This window comes from Faecalibacillus intestinalis, assembly GCF_003024685.1.
Classification (GTDB): Bacteria; Bacillota_I; Bacilli_A; order Erysipelotrichales; family Coprobacillaceae; genus Faecalibacillus; species Faecalibacillus intestinalis.
On sequence record NZ_PYLQ01000001.1, the window covers coordinates 116,231 to 133,011 of the forward strand.

The 16,781-nt window shown below is 29.6% G+C and carries 17 protein-coding genes, 2 tRNA genes and 1 other annotated feature; of the genes, 11 read left to right on the forward strand and 8 right to left on the reverse strand.

The window, feature by feature from the left end; genetic code table 11:
- Positions 1-49: 49 nt before the first annotated feature.
- On the forward strand, positions 50-808 hold the full coding sequence (locus tag C7U54_RS00595; RefSeq protein WP_107028920.1) for a metallophosphoesterase: 759 nt from the start codon (positions 50-52) through the stop codon (positions 806-808).
- On the forward strand, positions 801-1,613 hold the full coding sequence (locus C7U54_RS00600) for a MurR/RpiR family transcriptional regulator (RefSeq protein WP_107028921.1): 813 nt from the start codon (positions 801-803) through the stop codon (positions 1,611-1,613). Before C7U54_RS00595 ends, C7U54_RS00600 begins: the two co-directional genes overlap by 8 nt.
- Positions 1,614-1,634: 21 nt before the next feature.
- Here C7U54_RS00600 and argH read toward each other — a convergent pair whose 3' ends face one another.
- A complete protein-coding gene (argH, locus tag C7U54_RS00605; protein ID WP_107028922.1) occupies positions 1,635-3,011 on the reverse strand; it encodes an argininosuccinate lyase in 1,377 nt (458 codons plus the stop codon).
- Positions 3,012-3,050: 39 nt separating this feature from the next.
- On the reverse strand, positions 3,051-4,262 hold the full coding sequence (locus tag C7U54_RS00610; protein ID WP_022002869.1) for an argininosuccinate synthase: 1,212 nt from the start codon (positions 4,260-4,262) through the stop codon (positions 3,051-3,053).
- A gap of 184 nt (positions 4,263-4,446) precedes the next feature.
- Positions 4,447-4,656 (forward strand) — a binding site (T-box leader).
- Between the two features lie 39 nt (positions 4,657-4,695).
- On the opposite strand from C7U54_RS00610, the gene argC reads away from it, so the two are divergent.
- From argC to argB, 3 genes are read left to right on the forward strand one after another with little or no spacing between them, the layout of a single operon-like run.
- Entirely contained in the window at positions 4,696-5,733 is a 1,038-nt protein-coding gene (argC, locus tag C7U54_RS00615; protein ID WP_107028923.1) for an N-acetyl-gamma-glutamyl-phosphate reductase, read from the forward strand.
- A 12-nt stretch (positions 5,734-5,745) separates the two neighbouring features.
- A complete protein-coding gene (argJ, locus tag C7U54_RS00620; RefSeq protein ID WP_107028924.1) occupies positions 5,746-6,969 on the forward strand; it encodes a bifunctional ornithine acetyltransferase/N-acetylglutamate synthase in 1,224 nt (407 codons plus the stop codon).
- 11 nt (positions 6,970-6,980) lie between these two features.
- Entirely contained in the window at positions 6,981-7,853 is an 873-nt protein-coding gene (argB, locus tag C7U54_RS00625) for an acetylglutamate kinase (RefSeq protein ID WP_107028925.1), read from the forward strand.
- 16 nt (positions 7,854-7,869) lie between these two features.
- On the opposite strand, the gene C7U54_RS00630 is transcribed toward argB, so the two are convergent.
- From C7U54_RS00630 to C7U54_RS00640, 3 genes are all read right to left on the reverse strand, one after another.
- Positions 7,870-8,676: a metallophosphoesterase gene (locus C7U54_RS00630; protein ID WP_107028926.1), complete on the reverse strand. Its 807-nt coding sequence runs from the start codon at positions 8,674-8,676 to the stop codon at positions 7,870-7,872.
- Positions 8,676-10,448, reverse strand: a complete 1,773-nt coding sequence (gene rnjA / locus C7U54_RS00635; protein WP_107028927.1) for a ribonuclease J1 — start codon at positions 10,446-10,448, stop codon at positions 8,676-8,678. Before rnjA ends, C7U54_RS00630 begins: the two co-directional genes overlap by 1 nt.
- 123 nt (positions 10,449-10,571) lie before the next feature.
- On the reverse strand, positions 10,572-11,429 hold the full coding sequence (locus C7U54_RS00640; protein WP_032090472.1) for a DegV family protein: 858 nt from the start codon (positions 11,427-11,429) through the stop codon (positions 10,572-10,574).
- A 126-nt stretch (positions 11,430-11,555) separates the two neighbouring features.
- Here C7U54_RS00640 and trxA point away from each other — a divergent pair, with 126 nt between their 5' ends.
- The 3 genes from trxA to C7U54_RS00655 all read left to right on the forward strand — a co-directional run bounded on the left by trxA (position 11,556) and on the right by C7U54_RS00655 (position 14,029).
- Positions 11,556-11,861 carry a thioredoxin gene (trxA, locus tag C7U54_RS00645; protein ID WP_107028928.1) on the forward strand — a complete coding sequence of 102 codons (306 nt, stop codon included), beginning with the start codon at positions 11,556-11,558 and terminating at the stop codon, positions 11,859-11,861.
- A 25-nt stretch (positions 11,862-11,886) separates the two neighbouring features.
- The gene (locus C7U54_RS00650; RefSeq protein ID WP_022002861.1) at positions 11,887-12,486 is read left to right on the forward strand and encodes an HAD family hydrolase; all 600 of its coding nucleotides are present in this window, start codon (positions 11,887-11,889) and stop codon (positions 12,484-12,486) included.
- 103 nt (positions 12,487-12,589) lie between these two features.
- Positions 12,590-14,029 carry a L,D-transpeptidase family protein gene (locus C7U54_RS00655; protein WP_107028929.1) on the forward strand — a complete coding sequence of 480 codons (1,440 nt, stop codon included), beginning with the start codon at positions 12,590-12,592 and terminating at the stop codon, positions 14,027-14,029.
- A gap of 43 nt (positions 14,030-14,072) precedes the next feature.
- On the opposite strand, the gene C7U54_RS00660 is transcribed toward C7U54_RS00655, so the two are convergent.
- A complete protein-coding gene (locus C7U54_RS00660) occupies positions 14,073-14,273 on the reverse strand; it encodes a cold-shock protein (protein ID WP_022002859.1) in 201 nt (66 codons plus the stop codon).
- Between the two features lie 222 nt (positions 14,274-14,495).
- Between C7U54_RS00660 and C7U54_RS00665 the strand changes: the two genes are divergently transcribed.
- A complete protein-coding gene (locus C7U54_RS00665; RefSeq protein WP_107028930.1) occupies positions 14,496-14,837 on the forward strand; it encodes a phenylpyruvate tautomerase MIF-related protein in 342 nt (113 codons plus the stop codon).
- A 23-nt stretch (positions 14,838-14,860) separates the two neighbouring features.
- Here C7U54_RS00665 and C7U54_RS00670 read toward each other — a convergent pair whose 3' ends face one another.
- Together C7U54_RS00670 and C7U54_RS00675 are read right to left on the reverse strand one after the other, a co-directional pair.
- Positions 14,861-15,688, reverse strand: coding sequence for an alpha/beta hydrolase (locus C7U54_RS00670; protein ID WP_107028931.1), 828 nt, complete (start codon positions 15,686-15,688; stop codon positions 14,861-14,863).
- Between the two features lie 2 nt (positions 15,689-15,690).
- Positions 15,691-16,458 carry a class I SAM-dependent methyltransferase gene (locus C7U54_RS00675; RefSeq protein ID WP_107028932.1) on the reverse strand — a complete coding sequence of 256 codons (768 nt, stop codon included), beginning with the start codon at positions 16,456-16,458 and terminating at the stop codon, positions 15,691-15,693.
- Positions 16,459-16,586: 128 nt separating this feature from the next.
- On the opposite strand from C7U54_RS00675, the gene C7U54_RS00680 reads away from it, so the two are divergent.
- Both C7U54_RS00680 and C7U54_RS00685 read left to right on the forward strand, forming a co-directional pair.
- Positions 16,587-16,662 (forward strand) — tRNA-His (locus C7U54_RS00680).
- Positions 16,663-16,690: 28 nt separating this feature from the next.
- Positions 16,691-16,766 (forward strand) — tRNA-His (locus C7U54_RS00685).
- Positions 16,767-16,781: the final 15 nt, after the last annotated feature.

Sequence of the window (16,781 nt, forward strand, 5' to 3'; positions counted from 1 at the left end):
TTTAAGCAAATTATTTAATTTTGTGCTATGATAATTTTAGGTGATCAATATGAAAGGTAAGACATATGTACTTTCTGATATTCATGGTAATTTTGAAATATTTAAAAGAATGTTAGAAAAAATACAATTTAATAGTCATGATCAACTTTATATACTTGGAGATATTTGTGATCGCGGACCTTGCAGTTTAGATATCTATTTTTATATTCAAAAGTTTGATAATATTACTTTACTTAAAGGCAATCATGAATATATGATGCAAGAAGCTTTAAAAGAAGCAATTGATCATAATGATTTTGATTTTCCTAGTTGTGAATTTAAATTATGGGCACAAAATGGTGGAGAAAAAACAATAGAAAATATTCGAAATTATTTATGTAAAAAGAATTTGTATCATTGTGATTATACAATTGTAAGAAATGTCTTTTTGAGAAATCTTTATAATTATCTTAAAAACTTACCTTTATATATTGAACTTACTGTTAATCATAAAGATTATGTATTAGTACATGCAGGAATAGATCCCGAAAATTCATTAGAAGATCAAGAAGAAGATACGCTTTTATGGATTCGAGATTATTTCTTTTTAAGTGAATGTGACTTAAAAAAGACATATATTTTTGGACATACACCACTTTGTTTTATTAATCGAGATAAAAGTTTTGATGTTTGGTATGATGATGAGTTTCATAATAAGATAGGTATAGATGGTGGTCTTGCTTTAGGAGAAAGAGGACAACTGAATTGTATATGTTTAGATGATGATAAAGTTTTTGTAATCAAAATGAGTGAGGTTAATCATGCGTAGTGCTTTTTATAATTTAATTAATTTTATTAATACGGCTAAAGTAGATGATGTTTATGCAAATGCAGCTAAAAAGATATTAGAAAATATTAATAAAATACCAGAGTTAAATATTACAGATGTTGCAGAAATGTGTTTTGTTTCTACAGCAACAATTTCAAGACTATGTCGAAAACTTAATTATGAAAGCTTCAGTGATTTTAAAATGGATGTGACCATGAATTTACGTTATTTTAATCATGATTCAATGCGTATGCAATTTGACCATCAACTTCCTGTTTTACCAGTTGCAGGAAAAACAACTAAAGATTTATTTAATGATCATTTTGAAAATATTGTACAAAACTTAAGATCAACTTATGAAATGATCGAATTTGAAGAATTAGAAAAACTGGTAGATCTTATTTATCAAAGTAATGAAATTTGTTTTGCGGGTAACTTTTTTACCCAATCTGTTTCCATGCAACTACAAATTGAATTATCCTATTTAGGAAAGAAATGTACAGGAATGTATCCTTTACAAAGTCAAAAAGAAGTGGTTCGTGATTTAACAGGAAATGATTTGATTATTGTTTCTTCGATTGCAGGAGGTTATTGGCAAGATCATCCAGATATGTTAAGAGAGATTGCAAAAAGTAGAGCACATAAAATATGTATTACTCAAGTAGAAAATATACCATATCAAGAGCAATTTGATATGATTATTCAAGTAGGAACAGATCATTTATCTTTGATTGGTAAGTTTTCGATTACCTATATTTTTGAATTATTAGAAGCGCTTTATCATATAAAATATGGAAGAGCATAAGAAAAAGGGCAAACGCCCTTTTTAAAATTGTTTTAAGTATTCTTCATTTAAAGCAATAACTTTTTTCATCATATCTTGTCCACATGCACCTATAGTATTTCTTTTGTTAACGCACGTATTAACATCAATAGCTTGATAAACATCTTCTTCAAAAACATCAGAAATATTTTTAAATTCTTCTAGAGAAAGTTCATCAAGATCTTTATTTTGACTAATTGCATATAAGACAAGTTGTCCAATAATACCATGTGCATCTCTAAAAGGAACACCTTTATTGACAAGGTAATCAGCAGCATCAGTAGCGTTTGTAAAACCACCAGTTGCTGATTTTTTCATTTTTTCTTTATTAAATGTTGTTGTTTTTAACATATCACTTAATAATTGAAGACAACCTTTAGTAGTATTTAAAGCATCAAAATACATTTCTTTATCTTCTTGCATATCTTTATTATAAGCAAGAGGTAAACCTTTCATTGTTGTTAAAAATCCCATTAAAGCACCATAAACACGTCCTGTTTTTCCTCTAATTAACTCGCAAATATCAGGGTTTTTCTTTTGTGGCATAATAGAAGAACCAGTAGAGAAAGTATCATCTAGATCAATGAATTGATATTCGTTGGTATTCCAAATAATCATTTCTTCAGATAAACGAGACATATGCATCATCATAGTAGACATTGCACTTAAAAGTTCAATTAAATAATCACGATCTGAAACACCATCAATACTATTTAAACAAGGTCCTTTAAAACCTAAAATTTCAGCACTGTATTCTCTATCTAAGGGATAAGTTGTTCCAGCAAGAGCCCCAGAACCTAATGGACAATAATCCATTCTTTCGTAAATATCATGTAAACGTGATTGATCACGCTTAAACATTTCAAAATAAGCTCCCATATGATGAGCTAAAGTAATTGGTTGTGCTTTTTGTAGATGGGTAAAACCAGGCATGATAGTATCTACGTGTTCTTTCATGATTTTATGAATGGTTTTTAATAAATCAACAAGTAAAGTATTCAACATTTCTATTTGATCTTTTGTATAAAGTCTCATGTCTAAAGCAACTTGGTCATTTCTACTTCTACCAGTATGTAATTTTTTACCAGTATCACCAATACGATCAATTAATGTAGATTCTACAAAGCTATGAATGTCTTCAAAGCTTTCATCAATTTCTAATGTTCCATTTTCAACTTCATTTAAAATTTCTTTTAAAGTTTTTTCAATGAGTTGACCTTCTTCTTGTGTTAAGATTTCTTGTTTTGTTAGCATTTTTACATGACCAATGCTTCCTTTGATATCTTGACTGGCAAAAGTCTTATCAAATTTAATAGAAGCATTAAAATCATAAACAAGTTGGTTTGTAGGTTTAGTGAATCTTCCACCCCATAAATTCATAAATTTCCTCCTTTAAATAAAAAGAGCAGTGGGCTCTTTTTATTTTTTGTTATTTAATTTCATTGCACGTACTTTAGTTGAAAGACCATATAAAGTAATGAATCCTTCAGCATCATGATGATCGTATAAATCACCAGTTTTAAATGAAGCGATATCTTCATCATATAATGAGTAAGGAGAAGTTGTACCTTCTTTAATAATATTACCTTTATATAATCTAAAGTTTGTTGTACCTGTTACATATTCTTGAGTTTTATCAACAAAAGCAGTTAGTGCTTCTCTAAGTGGTGAGAACCATTTAGCAGCATAAACAAGTTCAGCAAATTCAACAGAAACAAGACGTTTATATTTAAGTGTTTCTCTATCTAAGATAAGTTCTTCTAATTGTTGATGTGCTTCCATTAAGATAGTACCACCTGGTGTTTCATAAACACCTCTTGATTTCATACCAACAACACGGTTTTCTACGATGTCAATAATACCAATACCATGTTGACCACCGATTTCATTTAATTTTTCTAAGATTTCTCTTTGTGATAATTTTTCACCATTTAAAGCTACAGGAACACCTTTTTCCCAATCAATTGATAAGTGAACATCTTCTTCTGGAGCTTTTTCTGGAGAATTTGATAATACTAATAAGTGATCATAATTTGGAGCACATGATGGATCTTCTAATTCTAATCCTTCATGAGAAATATGCCAAATATTTCTATCACGAGAATAGCTATTATCAGCAGAGAAAGGTAAATTAATACCATGAGCTCTACAGTATTCAATTTCAGATTCACGAGAATCCATTGTCCATTTAGGATCACGCCAAGCAGCGATAATCTTTAAATCTGGAGCTAAAGCTTTAATTCCTAATTCAAAACGAATTTGGTCGTTCCCTTTACCAGTAGCACCATGACAAATAGCAACAGCACCTTCTTTACGAGCAACATCAACTAATACTTTCGCGATTAATGGACGAGCAGTTGCAGTCCCTAATAAGTATTTGTATTCAAATACAGCATCTGCTTGAACAGTAGGCATAATGTAATTTTCTACGTATTCATCAACCACATTTTCAATATAAAGTTTACTTGCTCCACAAGCTTTTGCACGTTCTTCTAGGCCATCTAATTCTTCTTTTTGACCAACATCAATACAGCAACAAATAACTTCATAATCATAGTTTTCTTTTAGCCATGGAATGATTGCAGTTGTATCTAATCCGCCAGAATAAGCTAAAACAACTTTTTCTTTCATTTATAGTTTCCCCCTTGTTTTTATATTATAAATTATTATTATCATAAACTACTTTTTTTAAATATGCAATATCCTTGTCGAAATGTTGGATGTTAAAAAAGGTAAACGTATCTTTATTATATATAAAAAATTTTTTTCTTAATAAATCATTATTGACAAAATGGAAATTTGTCATATAATGATTTTAAACTCGAGGACTAAAAGAGTAGTCTTTATGGAAATAAGAGCGATCCTATGTTGATGGAAGATAGGAATGGAAGTAAAGATGAAGCGCATTTACGAGAGAAAAGATGGAAATTAAGTATATCTTTTGGTAGATCTGCCTTAAAGATGAAAGAGGTTGTAAGGTCAACTTACAACAATTAGAGTGGTAACGCGATCAGTCGTCTCTATTTAGAGACGGCTTTTTATTTTTTATAGGGGGAAAAGTAGAATGATTAATGTTGGAATTGTTGGTTCAACTGGTTATGGAGGATGTGAACTTGTTAGATTTTTATTAACACATCCAAATGTTCATATTGAATGGGTTTCATCAAGAACATATAGTGATCAAGAATATAGTGATGTTTATAAGGGGTATTTCACTTTATTAGATCAAAAGTGTGTAGATGAAGATATTGAAAAATATTTAGATAATGTTGATGTTGTATTCTTTGCTACACCTCAAGGGGTTTGCGCTAAGATGGTAAGTGAAGAAGTTTTAAAGAAAGTGAAAGTAATTGATCTATCTGCAGATTATCGTATTAAAGATGTAGAAACATATGAATCATGGTATGGAATTAAACATGCTTCACCTGAATTTATTAAAGAAGCTGTTTATGGATTATGTGAAATCAATAGAGAAGATGTTAAAAATGCAAGACTGATTGCTAATCCTGGATGTTATCCAACATGTTCAATTTTATCAATTTATCCACTTGCTAAGGCAGGACTTATTGATATGGATACGTTGATTATTGATGCAAAGAGTGGAACAAGTGGTGCTGGTAGAGGAGCAAAAGTTCAAAATCTTTATTGTGAAGTGAATGAAAGTATTAAAGCTTATGGTGTAGCAAGTCATCGTCATACACCAGAAATTGAAGAACAATTAGGGTATGTTTCTTCATCAAAAGTATTACTTAACTTCACACCTCATCTTATTCCAATGAATAGAGGAATTTTAATTACAGCTTACGCTTCATTAAAAGAAGGAGTAAGTGAGGAAGATGTTAAAAAAGCGTATGATATTTATAAAGATGAATATTTCGTACGTGTCTTAAAAGAAGGAAATGTTCCAGAAGTAAGAAATGTAAAATGTTCAAACTTTGTTGATGTTGCTTATAAAGTGGATCCTCGTACACATAGAGTGATTATGATGGGGGCTATGGATAATCTTGTTAAAGGAGCTGCTGGTCAAGCTATTCAAAATATGAATATTATGTTTGGTTTAGATGAAAAAACAGGGCTTATGTTAGCACCTGCTATGTTATAAGGGGAAAAGAGTATGAAAGTAATAGAAAATGGTACAGTAACAAATCCAAAAGGATATCAAGGGGCTGGATTACATATTGGTATTAAAAAGAGAAATAAAGATTTTGCTTTAATTGTTTCTGATGTTGAAGCAAAAGCAGTAGGAACTTTTACAACAAATATGGTAAAAGCGGCTCCTGTTTTATGGGATAAACAAGTTGTAGAAAACAGTGATACAGTAAAGGCTATTGCGATTAACAGTGGGATTGCCAATGCTTGTACTGGAAAACTTGGAAATCAAGCAAATGAAAAATTCGCAAATATTGTAGGAAATGCTTTAAATGTAGAAAAAGAAAAAGTTTTGATTTGTTCAACAGGAGTCATTGGTAAACAATTATCTACTGATCCAATTGAAAAAGGAATTGATGAAGCTTTAAAACAATTAAAAGATGATCATCAAGCAGGAATTGATGTAGCTACTTCAATTATGACAACAGATACAAAACCAAAACATTTAGCTGTTGAAATTGAAGTAAAAGGAAAAACGGTAACTATTGGAGCATGTTGTAAAGGTTCAGGGATGATTCATCCAAATATGGCAACAATGCTTGGATTTATTACAACTGATTTAAATATTTCTAAAGAATTATTAAATAAAGCATTAAAATCGGTTATTCCAGATACTTTTAATATGATTTCTGTAGATAGAGATACTTCAACAAATGATACTGTTTTATTACTCGCTAATGGTTTAGCTGGTAATGATGAAATTGTAAAAGAAGATGAAGATTATCAAACATTTAAAGAAGCTTTATATTATGTTAATGAATACTTAGCTAAATGTATTGCAAGTGATGGAGAAGGGGCTACTAAATTATTAGAAATAAATGTAAATGGTGCAAAAGATGTTAAACAAGCAAAAGTAGTTGCTAAAAGTGTTTGTACATCACCACTTGTTAAAACAGCAATCTTTGGAAATGATGCAAACTGGGGAAGACTTTTATGTGCAATGGGATATTCTGGAGAAGAATTTGATCCTTATCAAGTTGATTTGTATATTGAAAGTGAGTTTGGTAATTTAAAACTTGTAGAAAATGGGATGGCTACTGATTATAGTGAAGAAAAAGCAACACAAATTTTATCAAGTGATTATGTTAAGACAAATATTGATATGAAAATGGGAAATGAAAAAGCAACTGCCTGGGGTTGTGATTTGACTTATGATTATGTCAAAATCAATGCTGATTATCGTTCGTAGGGGGAAATATAATGCAACAAGAGTTTACAAAAGAAATTAATAAAGCGGAAATATTAGTTGAAGCTTTAGGGTATATGCAAAAATATGAAGGTGATATTGTTGTCATCAAATATGGTGGAAGTGCCATGACAAATGAAATCATCAAAAAAAGCGTTTTAAAAGATATTGCTGTTTTGAAATCTGTAGGGTTAAAACCAATTATTGTACATGGTGGTGGTAAAGACATTAATAGAATGTTAGATCGTGTACAAATTAAAAGTGAATTTAAAAATGGTTTAAGAGTTACAGATTGTGATACCTTAGAAATAGCTGAGATGGTTTTATCTGGAAAGGTTAATAAAGGATTAGTGACACATCTTGAACAAATTGGGACACATGCTGTTGGTTTATCTGGTAAAGATGGAAATATGATTACGGTAGAAAAAGTAATGCCTCAAGGTGAAGATATTGGTTACGTTGGTAAAATTACTAAAGTAGATACAACACTTATTAATGCTTTATTAGAACAAGGATATACACCAATTATTTCAACTATTGGATTAGATGAAAAATATCATGCTTATAATATTAATGCAGATGATGTAGCTACAGCGATTGCTCGTGCTGTTAAAGCAAGTAAACTTGTTTTCTTAACAGATATTGAAGGTGTTTTACAAGATCCAAATAATCCAAATACATTGATTTCAAAGATTGATACAGCATCTGCTAAAGAATTATTTGAAAATGGTGTTATTACTGGAGGAATGATTCCAAAATTGAAGAATTGTTTAGAGGCAGTACAAAATGATGTTAAACGTGTTCATATTTTAGATGGAAGATTAGAACATAGTTTACTTATTGAAATCTTTACTAAAAAAGGTGTTGGAACAATGATTAAAAAATAGAACTCAAATATGAGTTCTATTTTTTTAGCTTTATAATATTGATTTCATCATATGTCATAAAACGATGTTGATCATTTGATTCTTTATGAAAACCATTAGAAATGAGAAGGGTAGTTCCATTATTAGTATGTTTACCACTTACATATTTTTTACCCATTTCTTTTGTTTCTAATCCGCCAATAAAAGGAATCTTATAGTATCCACCTAAAGTATGACCAGATAATTGAAGTTGGACAGAACTTTCTTTAATTTGTGTAAAATAATCAGGTTGATGAACTAAAGCAATTTTATAATGATCCTTATTGTCTTCGCTGATTAAACCTGAACAATCACCGGAATTTTCTAATCCTAATAAATCAATAATAGAACCTTTATAATAAATATAACGTAATTCATTATGCAAAACTTCAAATCCAGCTTCAGTTAATAAATTTGTATTATTAGTAGAATCACCTTGATCTTTTTCTCCTAAAACAGCAAATTTACCATAACGAGAGTGTATATTTTTTAATATTTGACTTACTTGATCAGTTTCAAATGAATCATTACTATAAATATCTCCACCAAATAAAATTAAATCAACATCTTTTTTATTTAAATCTTTAACAGCTTCTTTTAAGTGATTTAAATCTTCTTTAGAAGAAAGATTTAAATCAGAAAAATAACCAATCGTAAAACCATTAAATTCTTTTGGTAATGCTTTTTGAGTAAATGCGGTTTCTTTAAAATGATATGTGTTTTGACTTTGAATATACCATTGATAAAGGCAAATAACTAAAAAACAAGAAAGAATAATTAAAATTATTTTTTTAATTTTATTCATTATTTTTTATTCATTATAACAGGAATTATCATTGGATTTCTTTTTGTTTTACGATAAAAATATTGAGAAAGAACATCTCTTGTTGTATTTTTGATTTCACCAAAAGTTGTTTTTCCTGCAAGTAATTGACTTAAAGCTTGACCTACTAAATTTTCTGCTTCACGAATCATAGGGAAACTATCTTTCATATAAACAAAACCACGGGAAATAATAACCGGTTTAGTTAATAATTTTCCTTCATGAGAATCCATAGAAATTAAAACAGAAACCATTCCATCTTCAGATAAAATTTGACGATCCCTTAAAACAGCTGTAGATAAACCTGAAAGATCATTACCATCAACATAAATATCATCTACATGAATTCTTGGTCCTAAACGAGCAATCCCTTTATTTAATAAAATAGTATCTCCATTACTTAAAACAAAAGAATTTTCTTTTGGAACACCTACTTCTTGAGAAAGTTCCGCATGAATTTTCAACATACGATATTCTCCATGCACTGGGAAGAAATATTTCGGTTTTGTAAGTAATAACATTAATTTTTGTTCTTCTTGACTAGCATGTCCCGAAGTATGCAAGTTATTGAATGCTGTATTGACTAAAACTTTGGCACCTGCTCTAAATAAGCGGTTAACAACAACATTGATACTTGATGCATTTCCTGGAATTGGACTTGATGAAAAGACAACAGTATCTCCAGGTTTGATTTTAACGAATTTATGTGTTCCATTAGCAATACGACTTAACGCAGCCAAAGCTTCTCCTTGACTTCCTGTACATAGAATTAAGATTTCATTATCAGGTAATTTTTTTGCTTCATTATTACTGATAAAGAAAGAATCAGGTGCTTTAATATAACCCATTTGTCTTGATACTTGGATGTTATTTTCCATTGAACGACCAAAAACAAGAATTTTACGATTAAATTTAACTGCTGCTTCTACGATTTGTTGGACACGGTGAACATTGGAAGCAAAGGTTGCTACAATTAAACGTCCTTCAGTTTTTCTAAATTCTTCTTGAACAGCATATGCTACTTGCTTTTCACTTTTAGAAAAAGTAGGAACTTCAGCATTGGTAGAATCGCTTAATAATAAAGTAACACCAGTTTCACCTAAAAACGACATTTTTTGGAAATCAGCAGGATCTCCTACAGGTGTTAAATCAAACTTAAAGTCACCTGTTGAAACAATTCGTCCGTTAGGAGAATTAATAATAATTCCTAAACTTTCAGGAATAGAATGATTGGTTTTAAAAAAACCAATATTAAAATATTTAGTTTTTATTTGATATTCATCATCGATACGAATCAAGTGCGTTGCATTTGTTAAACGCTTTTCCTCTAACTTTCTTGTAATCATCGCACAAGCAAGGGGAGAAGCATAAATGAATGGTATTTTTACAACTTGTAGTAAAAAAGGAATTCCTCCAATATGATCTTCATGACCATGAGTAATCAATAATCCTCTAATTTTGTTTTCATTACGTTTTAAATAACTATAATCTGGAATGACATAATCAATACCAGGTAAACCTTCTTCAGCAAATTTTACCCCAGCATCAATAATGATAATTTCATTATCGTGTTCAACACAATACATATTTTTTCCAATTTCATTTAAACCACCTAAAGCATAAACTTTAGTATCGATTGTTTTATTATGTTTTGTATTTTTATAGTTTTTATGTGTTGATCTATGATGATTAAAATTTTTATTTTTTGTATTTTTATTGCCATTATATTTATTATGGATTGGCTTTTCTTGCATAAATGACCTCCTTATATTTTTTTGTTTTATTATAGCATAAACTTAAAATGTATTATAGACTATCAAAATGAAAAAAGTCAAATTATTATACCCAAAAATAAAAAAGATTCTCAAACGAGAATCTTAAATTTTTTTACATATAGCAATTGCTAGAGAATGAGGTCCAATATGACAAGAAACACTTAATGATAAAGGATCGCAAATAATATTTTCACCTGGATAAAGTTCTTCAAGTTCTTTTTTTAATTCTAAAGCGGGTGCTTCATCATAAGTGTAAGCGACACAAATATGCACGTTATGATAGTCATCATCAAAGCGTTCTTTAATATCTTTAGCGATTGCTTCTTTCATGATTTTAGTTCCTCTAGCCATTGTTCTAGTTTTAGCGAAAGAATCTAATTTTTCACCTTGTATTTGTAAAATAGGTTTAATTTTTAACATCCCACCCAATAAAGCAGCAGCAGGGGTAATACGACCACCTTTTTTTAAATAATCAAGTGTATTAACAGTAATATAAATAGAAGCATTTAATTTATTTTCAGTTAAAATATCACAAATTTCTTGTCCTGATTTTCCTTGATCAGCTAATCTTTTAGCATCAATGACATCGTATTTTTGAGTAACAGAAATACGTTGACTGTCTACGACAAAAACACGATTATCGTATTCTTGTGCTAGCATCATAGCTGTTTGGCACGAACCACTTAATCCACTAGACATTGGAATATGAACGATTTCATCATAATCTTTTAAAATTTGATCCCATAATTCTTTAACGTTTCCTACAACAGGTTGAGAAGTAAAGATTTCTGCACCATTTAATTGTTTTTCAAAGAATTCTTCATGAGTTAAATTTATATCTTCATAGTATGTTTGATCATCAATAGTAAAAGGCATTGGCAAAACAAAAATACCAAGTTCTTTTGCTTCTTTTTGACGAATACCTGCATTACTATCAGTCACAACTGCGACCTTTTTCATAATACCACTCCATTTCTAGTATAATCACAAGCACATAATAACAGTTATAGCGATAAAATTCAAATAATATAAGCATATCACTTGTAAAAAAAAAGAGTTTTGGCATAATATAATGGAGGTGAAATTATGGAAATTATTACAAATGTACAATTTGATGAAGTTGTTTCTAAAGGTGTTGTTGTGATTGATTTCTTTGCTAATTGGTGTGGACCATGCAAAATGTTAGCTCCTGTTTTAGAAGAAGTTGCTCAAGAGTTACCAACAGTTACATTTGCAAAAGTAGATGTTGATCAAGATCCTTCATTAGCAGGAAGATATGGAATTCAATCTATTCCGCATTTAATTCTTTTTAAAGATGGTCAAGCCGTTGATCAAATTAGTGGTTTTGTTGGAAAAGATGTTATCTTAGAAAAACTTAATCCTTTATTATAATAGGCAGTTTGCCTATTTTTTACATATGATAAAAAATATTGTTTTAGATATGGGAAATGTCTGTTGTAAATGGGATGTTTCCTATATTGCAAGTCAGCTTGCATCTTCTTTAGAAGAAAAAGATTATATTATTAAACATTTATTCCAAACAAAACAATGGGCACAACTTGATCAAGGGGTTCTTTCTTTACAAGATGCCAAAAAACAATTAATTGAACAAATTCCTGATGAAAAAAGAGATTTAATTGTGTATGCTTTTGAACATTGGTTTGATTATTTTGATCAGTTTGATGAAATGGAAGAATTTATTAAAAGATATAAGGGTAAAGGATATCAATTTTATTTGTTGTCTAATTGCTCAATGCAATTTTATCAATATTATCAATCAAAATCTATTTTTCAACATTTTAAAGAGCTTTATACATCTGCAAAATATCAAAAAATAAAACCAAATTTAGATATTTATCAAGATTTTTTAAGTCGTTATCATCTAAAAGCTAATGAATGCCTTTTTGTTGATGATTTAAAAGAAAATATAGACGCAGCTATAAAAGTTGGTATGAAAGGCTTTGTTTATCATCAAAATATACAAGAGTTAGAAAAATATATAGAAAATATCTTATAAAAGTATGGATTATCATTTTTTATGATAAATACCATACTTTTTCTTTACCTATAAATATTTTGTGATAAAATAGGTGCGGAAATGTAAGAGAGGGAGAATATTTATGAAAAAAAAGAAGAATAATTGGTATTCGAATCATAAAAAGCCTGTTTTAATTTGCGGAATTGTTGTTTTGGTTCTTCTTGTTGTTTATTTAGCAGGAATGCTATATTACAATGATAAGTTTTTAAATGGAACAATGGTCAATGGGAGTGATGTTGGAGGAATGACATTACAAAAAGCAAATGATCAATTATCTAAGAAAGTAAATGGACAATCATTAAAATTGATTTTTAATGATGGACAAAGTGAAGTATTACAATCAGCTCAATTAGGTGTATCTTATAATAAAGATAATTCATTGAATCAATTAATGAAAAATCAAAATAAATGGGCTTGGTTTATAGGATTCTTTAAAAATGAAAAAAATACTTTAACTGATTTAATACAAATCAGTGATGAAAACTTAACAAATGGTATAGCATCAATGGAACATGCTAAAGAAGAAAATCAAATTGCACCAACAGATGCCTATATTCAATATAAAGATGGAAGTTTTTCAATTATTGAAGAAACGTTAGGATCAAAATTTAATACTGAAGAATTAGTTAAAAATATCAAGGTAGCTTTAAGTGAAGGAAAACAACAATTAGATGTTACAAAAGCTAATGGTTATGTTAAACCTCAAGTTTACAAAGATGATCAAGATTTGAATAACCAATTAAAGGCAGCAAATGAATATTGTTTATCAACAATTACATATACAACACCTAAAGGAAAAGAAATTGCTTTAGATGGAAGTACACTTATTACTTGGTTAAGTAAACAAGATGATGGAAGTTATACAAAAGATGAAAGTGTTTTTAAAGAAAAATTAACTGCCTTTGTTAAAGAACTTGCAAGTCAATATAATTCCATTGGCGCAACAAGAACGTTTACTGGAAAAGATGGACAAAGTCACACAGTCAGTGGAGGAACTTATGGATTTAGAGTTTCTACTGATAGTGAAGTAAGTGCATTATTAAAAATGATCAATGAAAATAAAAGTGAAAATAATAGAACACCTGAACATACAGGACAACTTCCATCAGGAGAAAATGGTGGACTAGGAACGACATATTTAGAAATCAATATTACAAAACAACATTTATGGCTTGTTAAAGATGGAGCGGTTGCTTTAGAAAGTGATTTTGTAAGTGGTAAAGAAAGTGATCCTTCAAGACTTACACCAAATGGTACATATTATATTTATAATAAGGAAAGAAATAGAGTTTTAAGAGGAACAAAACAACCAAATGGGAAATATGAATACGAATCACCAGTTTCATATTGGATGCCATTTAATAAAGGTATTGGATTACATGATGCTTCATGGAGAAGTACATTTGGTGGAAATATTTATATTAATAGCGGTTCACATGGATGTATTAACTTACCAACAGGATTTGCTGGAAGCTTATATTCACAAATTTATGTTAATTTACCAGTTGTTGTTTATCGATAAAATAAAAAAGCTGAACGATTATTCGTATCAGCTTTCTTTTTTGTTATTTTACAACAACGTTTTGAGCTTGTGGACCACGATCAGTTTCTACTACATCATAGTCAACAGTTTGACCTTCTTCTAATGTTTTGTATCCATCAGCTTGAATTGCAGAGAAGTGAACGAAAATATCTTTTCCTTCTTCACTAGTGATGAATCCGAATCCTTTTTCGGCATTAAACCATTTTACTTTTCCGACAGCCATGTCTGGTACCTCCTATAAAAATTACAAATGGAAATACTCTATGTATAAAATCGCAAATATGAGATTGTGTACATAAAGTGAAATACAACTTCCTTCATATTTGAGATATTTTAGAAAATTATATAAAACCTTTGCATGTCTATTATATCATTACAAAAAATATTTTGTAAACAGTTTCAATTTATTTTTTTAATGATAAAATAATAGAAAGGAGGAATTATTATGCCATATATATCATTGAAAACAAATCATAAATTAACATTACGACAAGAAAATATTATAAAATCTAAGACAGGTGAACTTATTTCATTAATTCCTGGAAAATTTGAAAAATCATTAATGATTCATATGGAAGATGATCAAATTATGTACTTTAAAGGGGAAGAATTAACTTGTATGATGATTGAAATTAATCTTTATAAAAGTGCAGAGTTTGAGGATAAAAAAAGGCTTACAGAAGCAATGATTCAAATGATTCATGAAACAACGAAAATCGAAGCTGATAATATTTATGTTATTTTCCATGAATTTGATCATTGGGGACTTAATCAAACATTGATTTAAAATAAGAGCAGGTTATCCTGCTCTTATTTGCTTACGTGACCACTATTTAAACTTTCATCTTTTTTATTTAAAGGAAGCCAGTCTAAAATTTTTAAAATATAACGATCCCAAAAATCCCATTCATGATTTCCAGGTCCTTCTTCATAAGTTAAATCAACATTTTCCTGAAGTAAATAATCACGATATTTTCTATTTGTTTCAAGTAAAAAATCATCAGTTCCAATACACATATACATGTGAGGTAATTGATCGTGTGGAATTTGTTTAATTAATGTATAGTAATCCTTATCACTACCTTTAAGTTTTGTTATATCACCAAATAAACTTTCATAATATTTTTTAGCATCAACACCTTGTATGATAGGTGGTTTACAATCAAGCCAGTCTTCTAACATTAATGCACTTGAAAGTCCTGCGATATAGCCAAATGTTTGATAATACTTTAATCCATTAACAATTGCTCCATAGCCACCCATCGAAAGTCCAGCAATAAAAGTATCTTCTTTTTTATTAGAAAGAGAGAACATGGCTCTTGTCATTTCTACAAGTTCTCCACCTATGAATTGACTATAGTGGTTATGGGTGTTTGCTTGATCAACGTAGAACATATTTTCACCACTAGGCATAACAACACATAATCCTCTTTCATTTGCGAATCTTTGAATACGAGTACCATAAAGCCAATCATTTTGATCACCAAAGATGCCATGGAGTAAATATAGTGTTTTATACTCTTTTCTTTTAGTATATGTCATATTTTCCATGTCAAGTGTATCGGTTGGTAAGATAACAGTGACATCAACTGTTCTAAGTAATGCTTTTGATAAATAATTTAATTGAATAATTGCCATAATTACACCTTCCTTAATATATCTAATGTATGTGAGCTTGCACCTATCATATCTTGTCTTTCGCAAGTAGATAAATGATATTGCATAAAAAGTTCAAAAGTTTCATCATCCATTTTATTTAAAATAGGACGCATATAGTCTGCTGGACCATCAGCCGCGATAATTTTTATTCTTTCTAAGTTCAAATCTTGATTTAATTGATCAATTAAATCAATTCTTACATAACTATATAAATCATCAATATTTGTTTGTGTTTGAAAGTTTTGATCAATTTTTCCGTTTTTTAGAGCTTCTTTAATGTGTCCATCTCTAAAGCCATGCACTAAAACACTATAATCATTCATGACATAGGCAACTAAAATAGTCCCACCTGTTTTAGTAACACGTTTTGCTTCAGATAATGCTTTTAATTTATCTTCATAACTAAACAAATGGTACATAGGTCCAAATAATAAAGTTATATCAAAAGTTTCATCCTTGTATCTAGATAAATCTAAAGCAGTACCTTGATAAGCTTTAACAGTACTTTTTTTAGCTTTTAACATGCCTAAATTATATTTAACAAGTTCAATAGCATCGACTTCATAACCTTCTTGATTTAAAGCAACAGAATATCTACCAGTACCAGCACCAATATCTAAAATATGATCACCTGGTTTTAAATAATCATGAATATATTTCATAGAGGTACGATATTCTACTTGACCATGCTTCCTTAAAAGACGTTTATCTTCACAAAATTTTCCATAGTAATTTTCTAATTCGTTCATATACTTATCCTTTTCATTTATTTGTTTTTTTTATTGTATAATAATTATTGAAAATAATGTAGATATTTTTATAAAAAAGCTTTACAAAGTATACGAAATAGTGTAAATTAATACATGCAGTTGATACGGCGGACGTGGCGAAGTGGTTAACGCACCGGATTGTGGCTCCGGCATTCGTGAGTTCGATTCTCATCGTCCGCCCCATATTTTAACTGTTTGATATAGATACTTGGCGGACGTGGCGAAGTGGTTAACGCACCGGATTGTGGCTCCGGCATTCGTGAGTTCGATTCTCATCGTCCGCCCCATTAGTGAAGATAAAG

What these genes read in the sequence shown, in the direction of transcription:
- C7U54_RS00610 (WP_022002869.1), bottom strand. Translation starts at nt 4,262, where the DNA reads ATGAAAGAAAAAGTTGTTTTAGCTTATTCTGGCGGATTAGATACAACT.
- C7U54_RS00665 (WP_107028930.1), top strand. Translation starts at nt 14,496, where the DNA reads ATGCCATATATATCATTGAAAACAAATCATAAATTAACATTACGACAA.
- C7U54_RS00675 (WP_107028932.1), bottom strand. Translation starts at nt 16,458, where the DNA reads ATGAACGAATTAGAAAATTACTATGGAAAATTTTGTGAAGATAAACGT.
- C7U54_RS00640 (WP_032090472.1), bottom strand. Translation starts at nt 11,429, where the DNA reads ATGAAAAAGGTCGCAGTTGTGACTGATAGTAATGCAGGTATTCGTCAA.
- argB (WP_107028925.1), top strand. Translation starts at nt 6,981, where the DNA reads ATGCAACAAGAGTTTACAAAAGAAATTAATAAAGCGGAAATATTAGTT.
- C7U54_RS00630 (WP_107028926.1), bottom strand. Translation starts at nt 8,676, where the DNA reads ATGAATAAAATTAAAAAAATAATTTTAATTATTCTTTCTTGTTTTTTA.
- C7U54_RS00660 (WP_022002859.1), bottom strand. Translation starts at nt 14,273, where the DNA reads ATGGCTGTCGGAAAAGTAAAATGGTTTAATGCCGAAAAAGGATTCGGA.
- argC (WP_107028923.1), top strand. Translation starts at nt 4,696, where the DNA reads ATGATTAATGTTGGAATTGTTGGTTCAACTGGTTATGGAGGATGTGAA.
- C7U54_RS00595 (WP_107028920.1), top strand. Translation starts at nt 50, where the DNA reads ATGAAAGGTAAGACATATGTACTTTCTGATATTCATGGTAATTTTGAA.
- rnjA (WP_107028927.1), bottom strand. Translation starts at nt 10,448, where the DNA reads ATGCAAGAAAAGCCAATCCATAATAAATATAATGGCAATAAAAATACA.
- C7U54_RS00650 (WP_022002861.1), top strand. Translation starts at nt 11,887, where the DNA reads ATGATAAAAAATATTGTTTTAGATATGGGAAATGTCTGTTGTAAATGG.
- argJ (WP_107028924.1), top strand. Translation starts at nt 5,746, where the DNA reads ATGAAAGTAATAGAAAATGGTACAGTAACAAATCCAAAAGGATATCAA.
- C7U54_RS00600 (WP_107028921.1), top strand. Translation starts at nt 801, where the DNA reads ATGCGTAGTGCTTTTTATAATTTAATTAATTTTATTAATACGGCTAAA.
- trxA (WP_107028928.1), top strand. Translation starts at nt 11,556, where the DNA reads ATGGAAATTATTACAAATGTACAATTTGATGAAGTTGTTTCTAAAGGT.
- argH (WP_107028922.1), bottom strand. Translation starts at nt 3,011, where the DNA reads ATGAATTTATGGGGTGGAAGATTCACTAAACCTACAAACCAACTTGTT.
- C7U54_RS00670 (WP_107028931.1), bottom strand. Translation starts at nt 15,688, where the DNA reads ATGGCAATTATTCAATTAAATTATTTATCAAAAGCATTACTTAGAACA.
- C7U54_RS00655 (WP_107028929.1), top strand. Translation starts at nt 12,590, where the DNA reads ATGAAAAAAAAGAAGAATAATTGGTATTCGAATCATAAAAAGCCTGTT.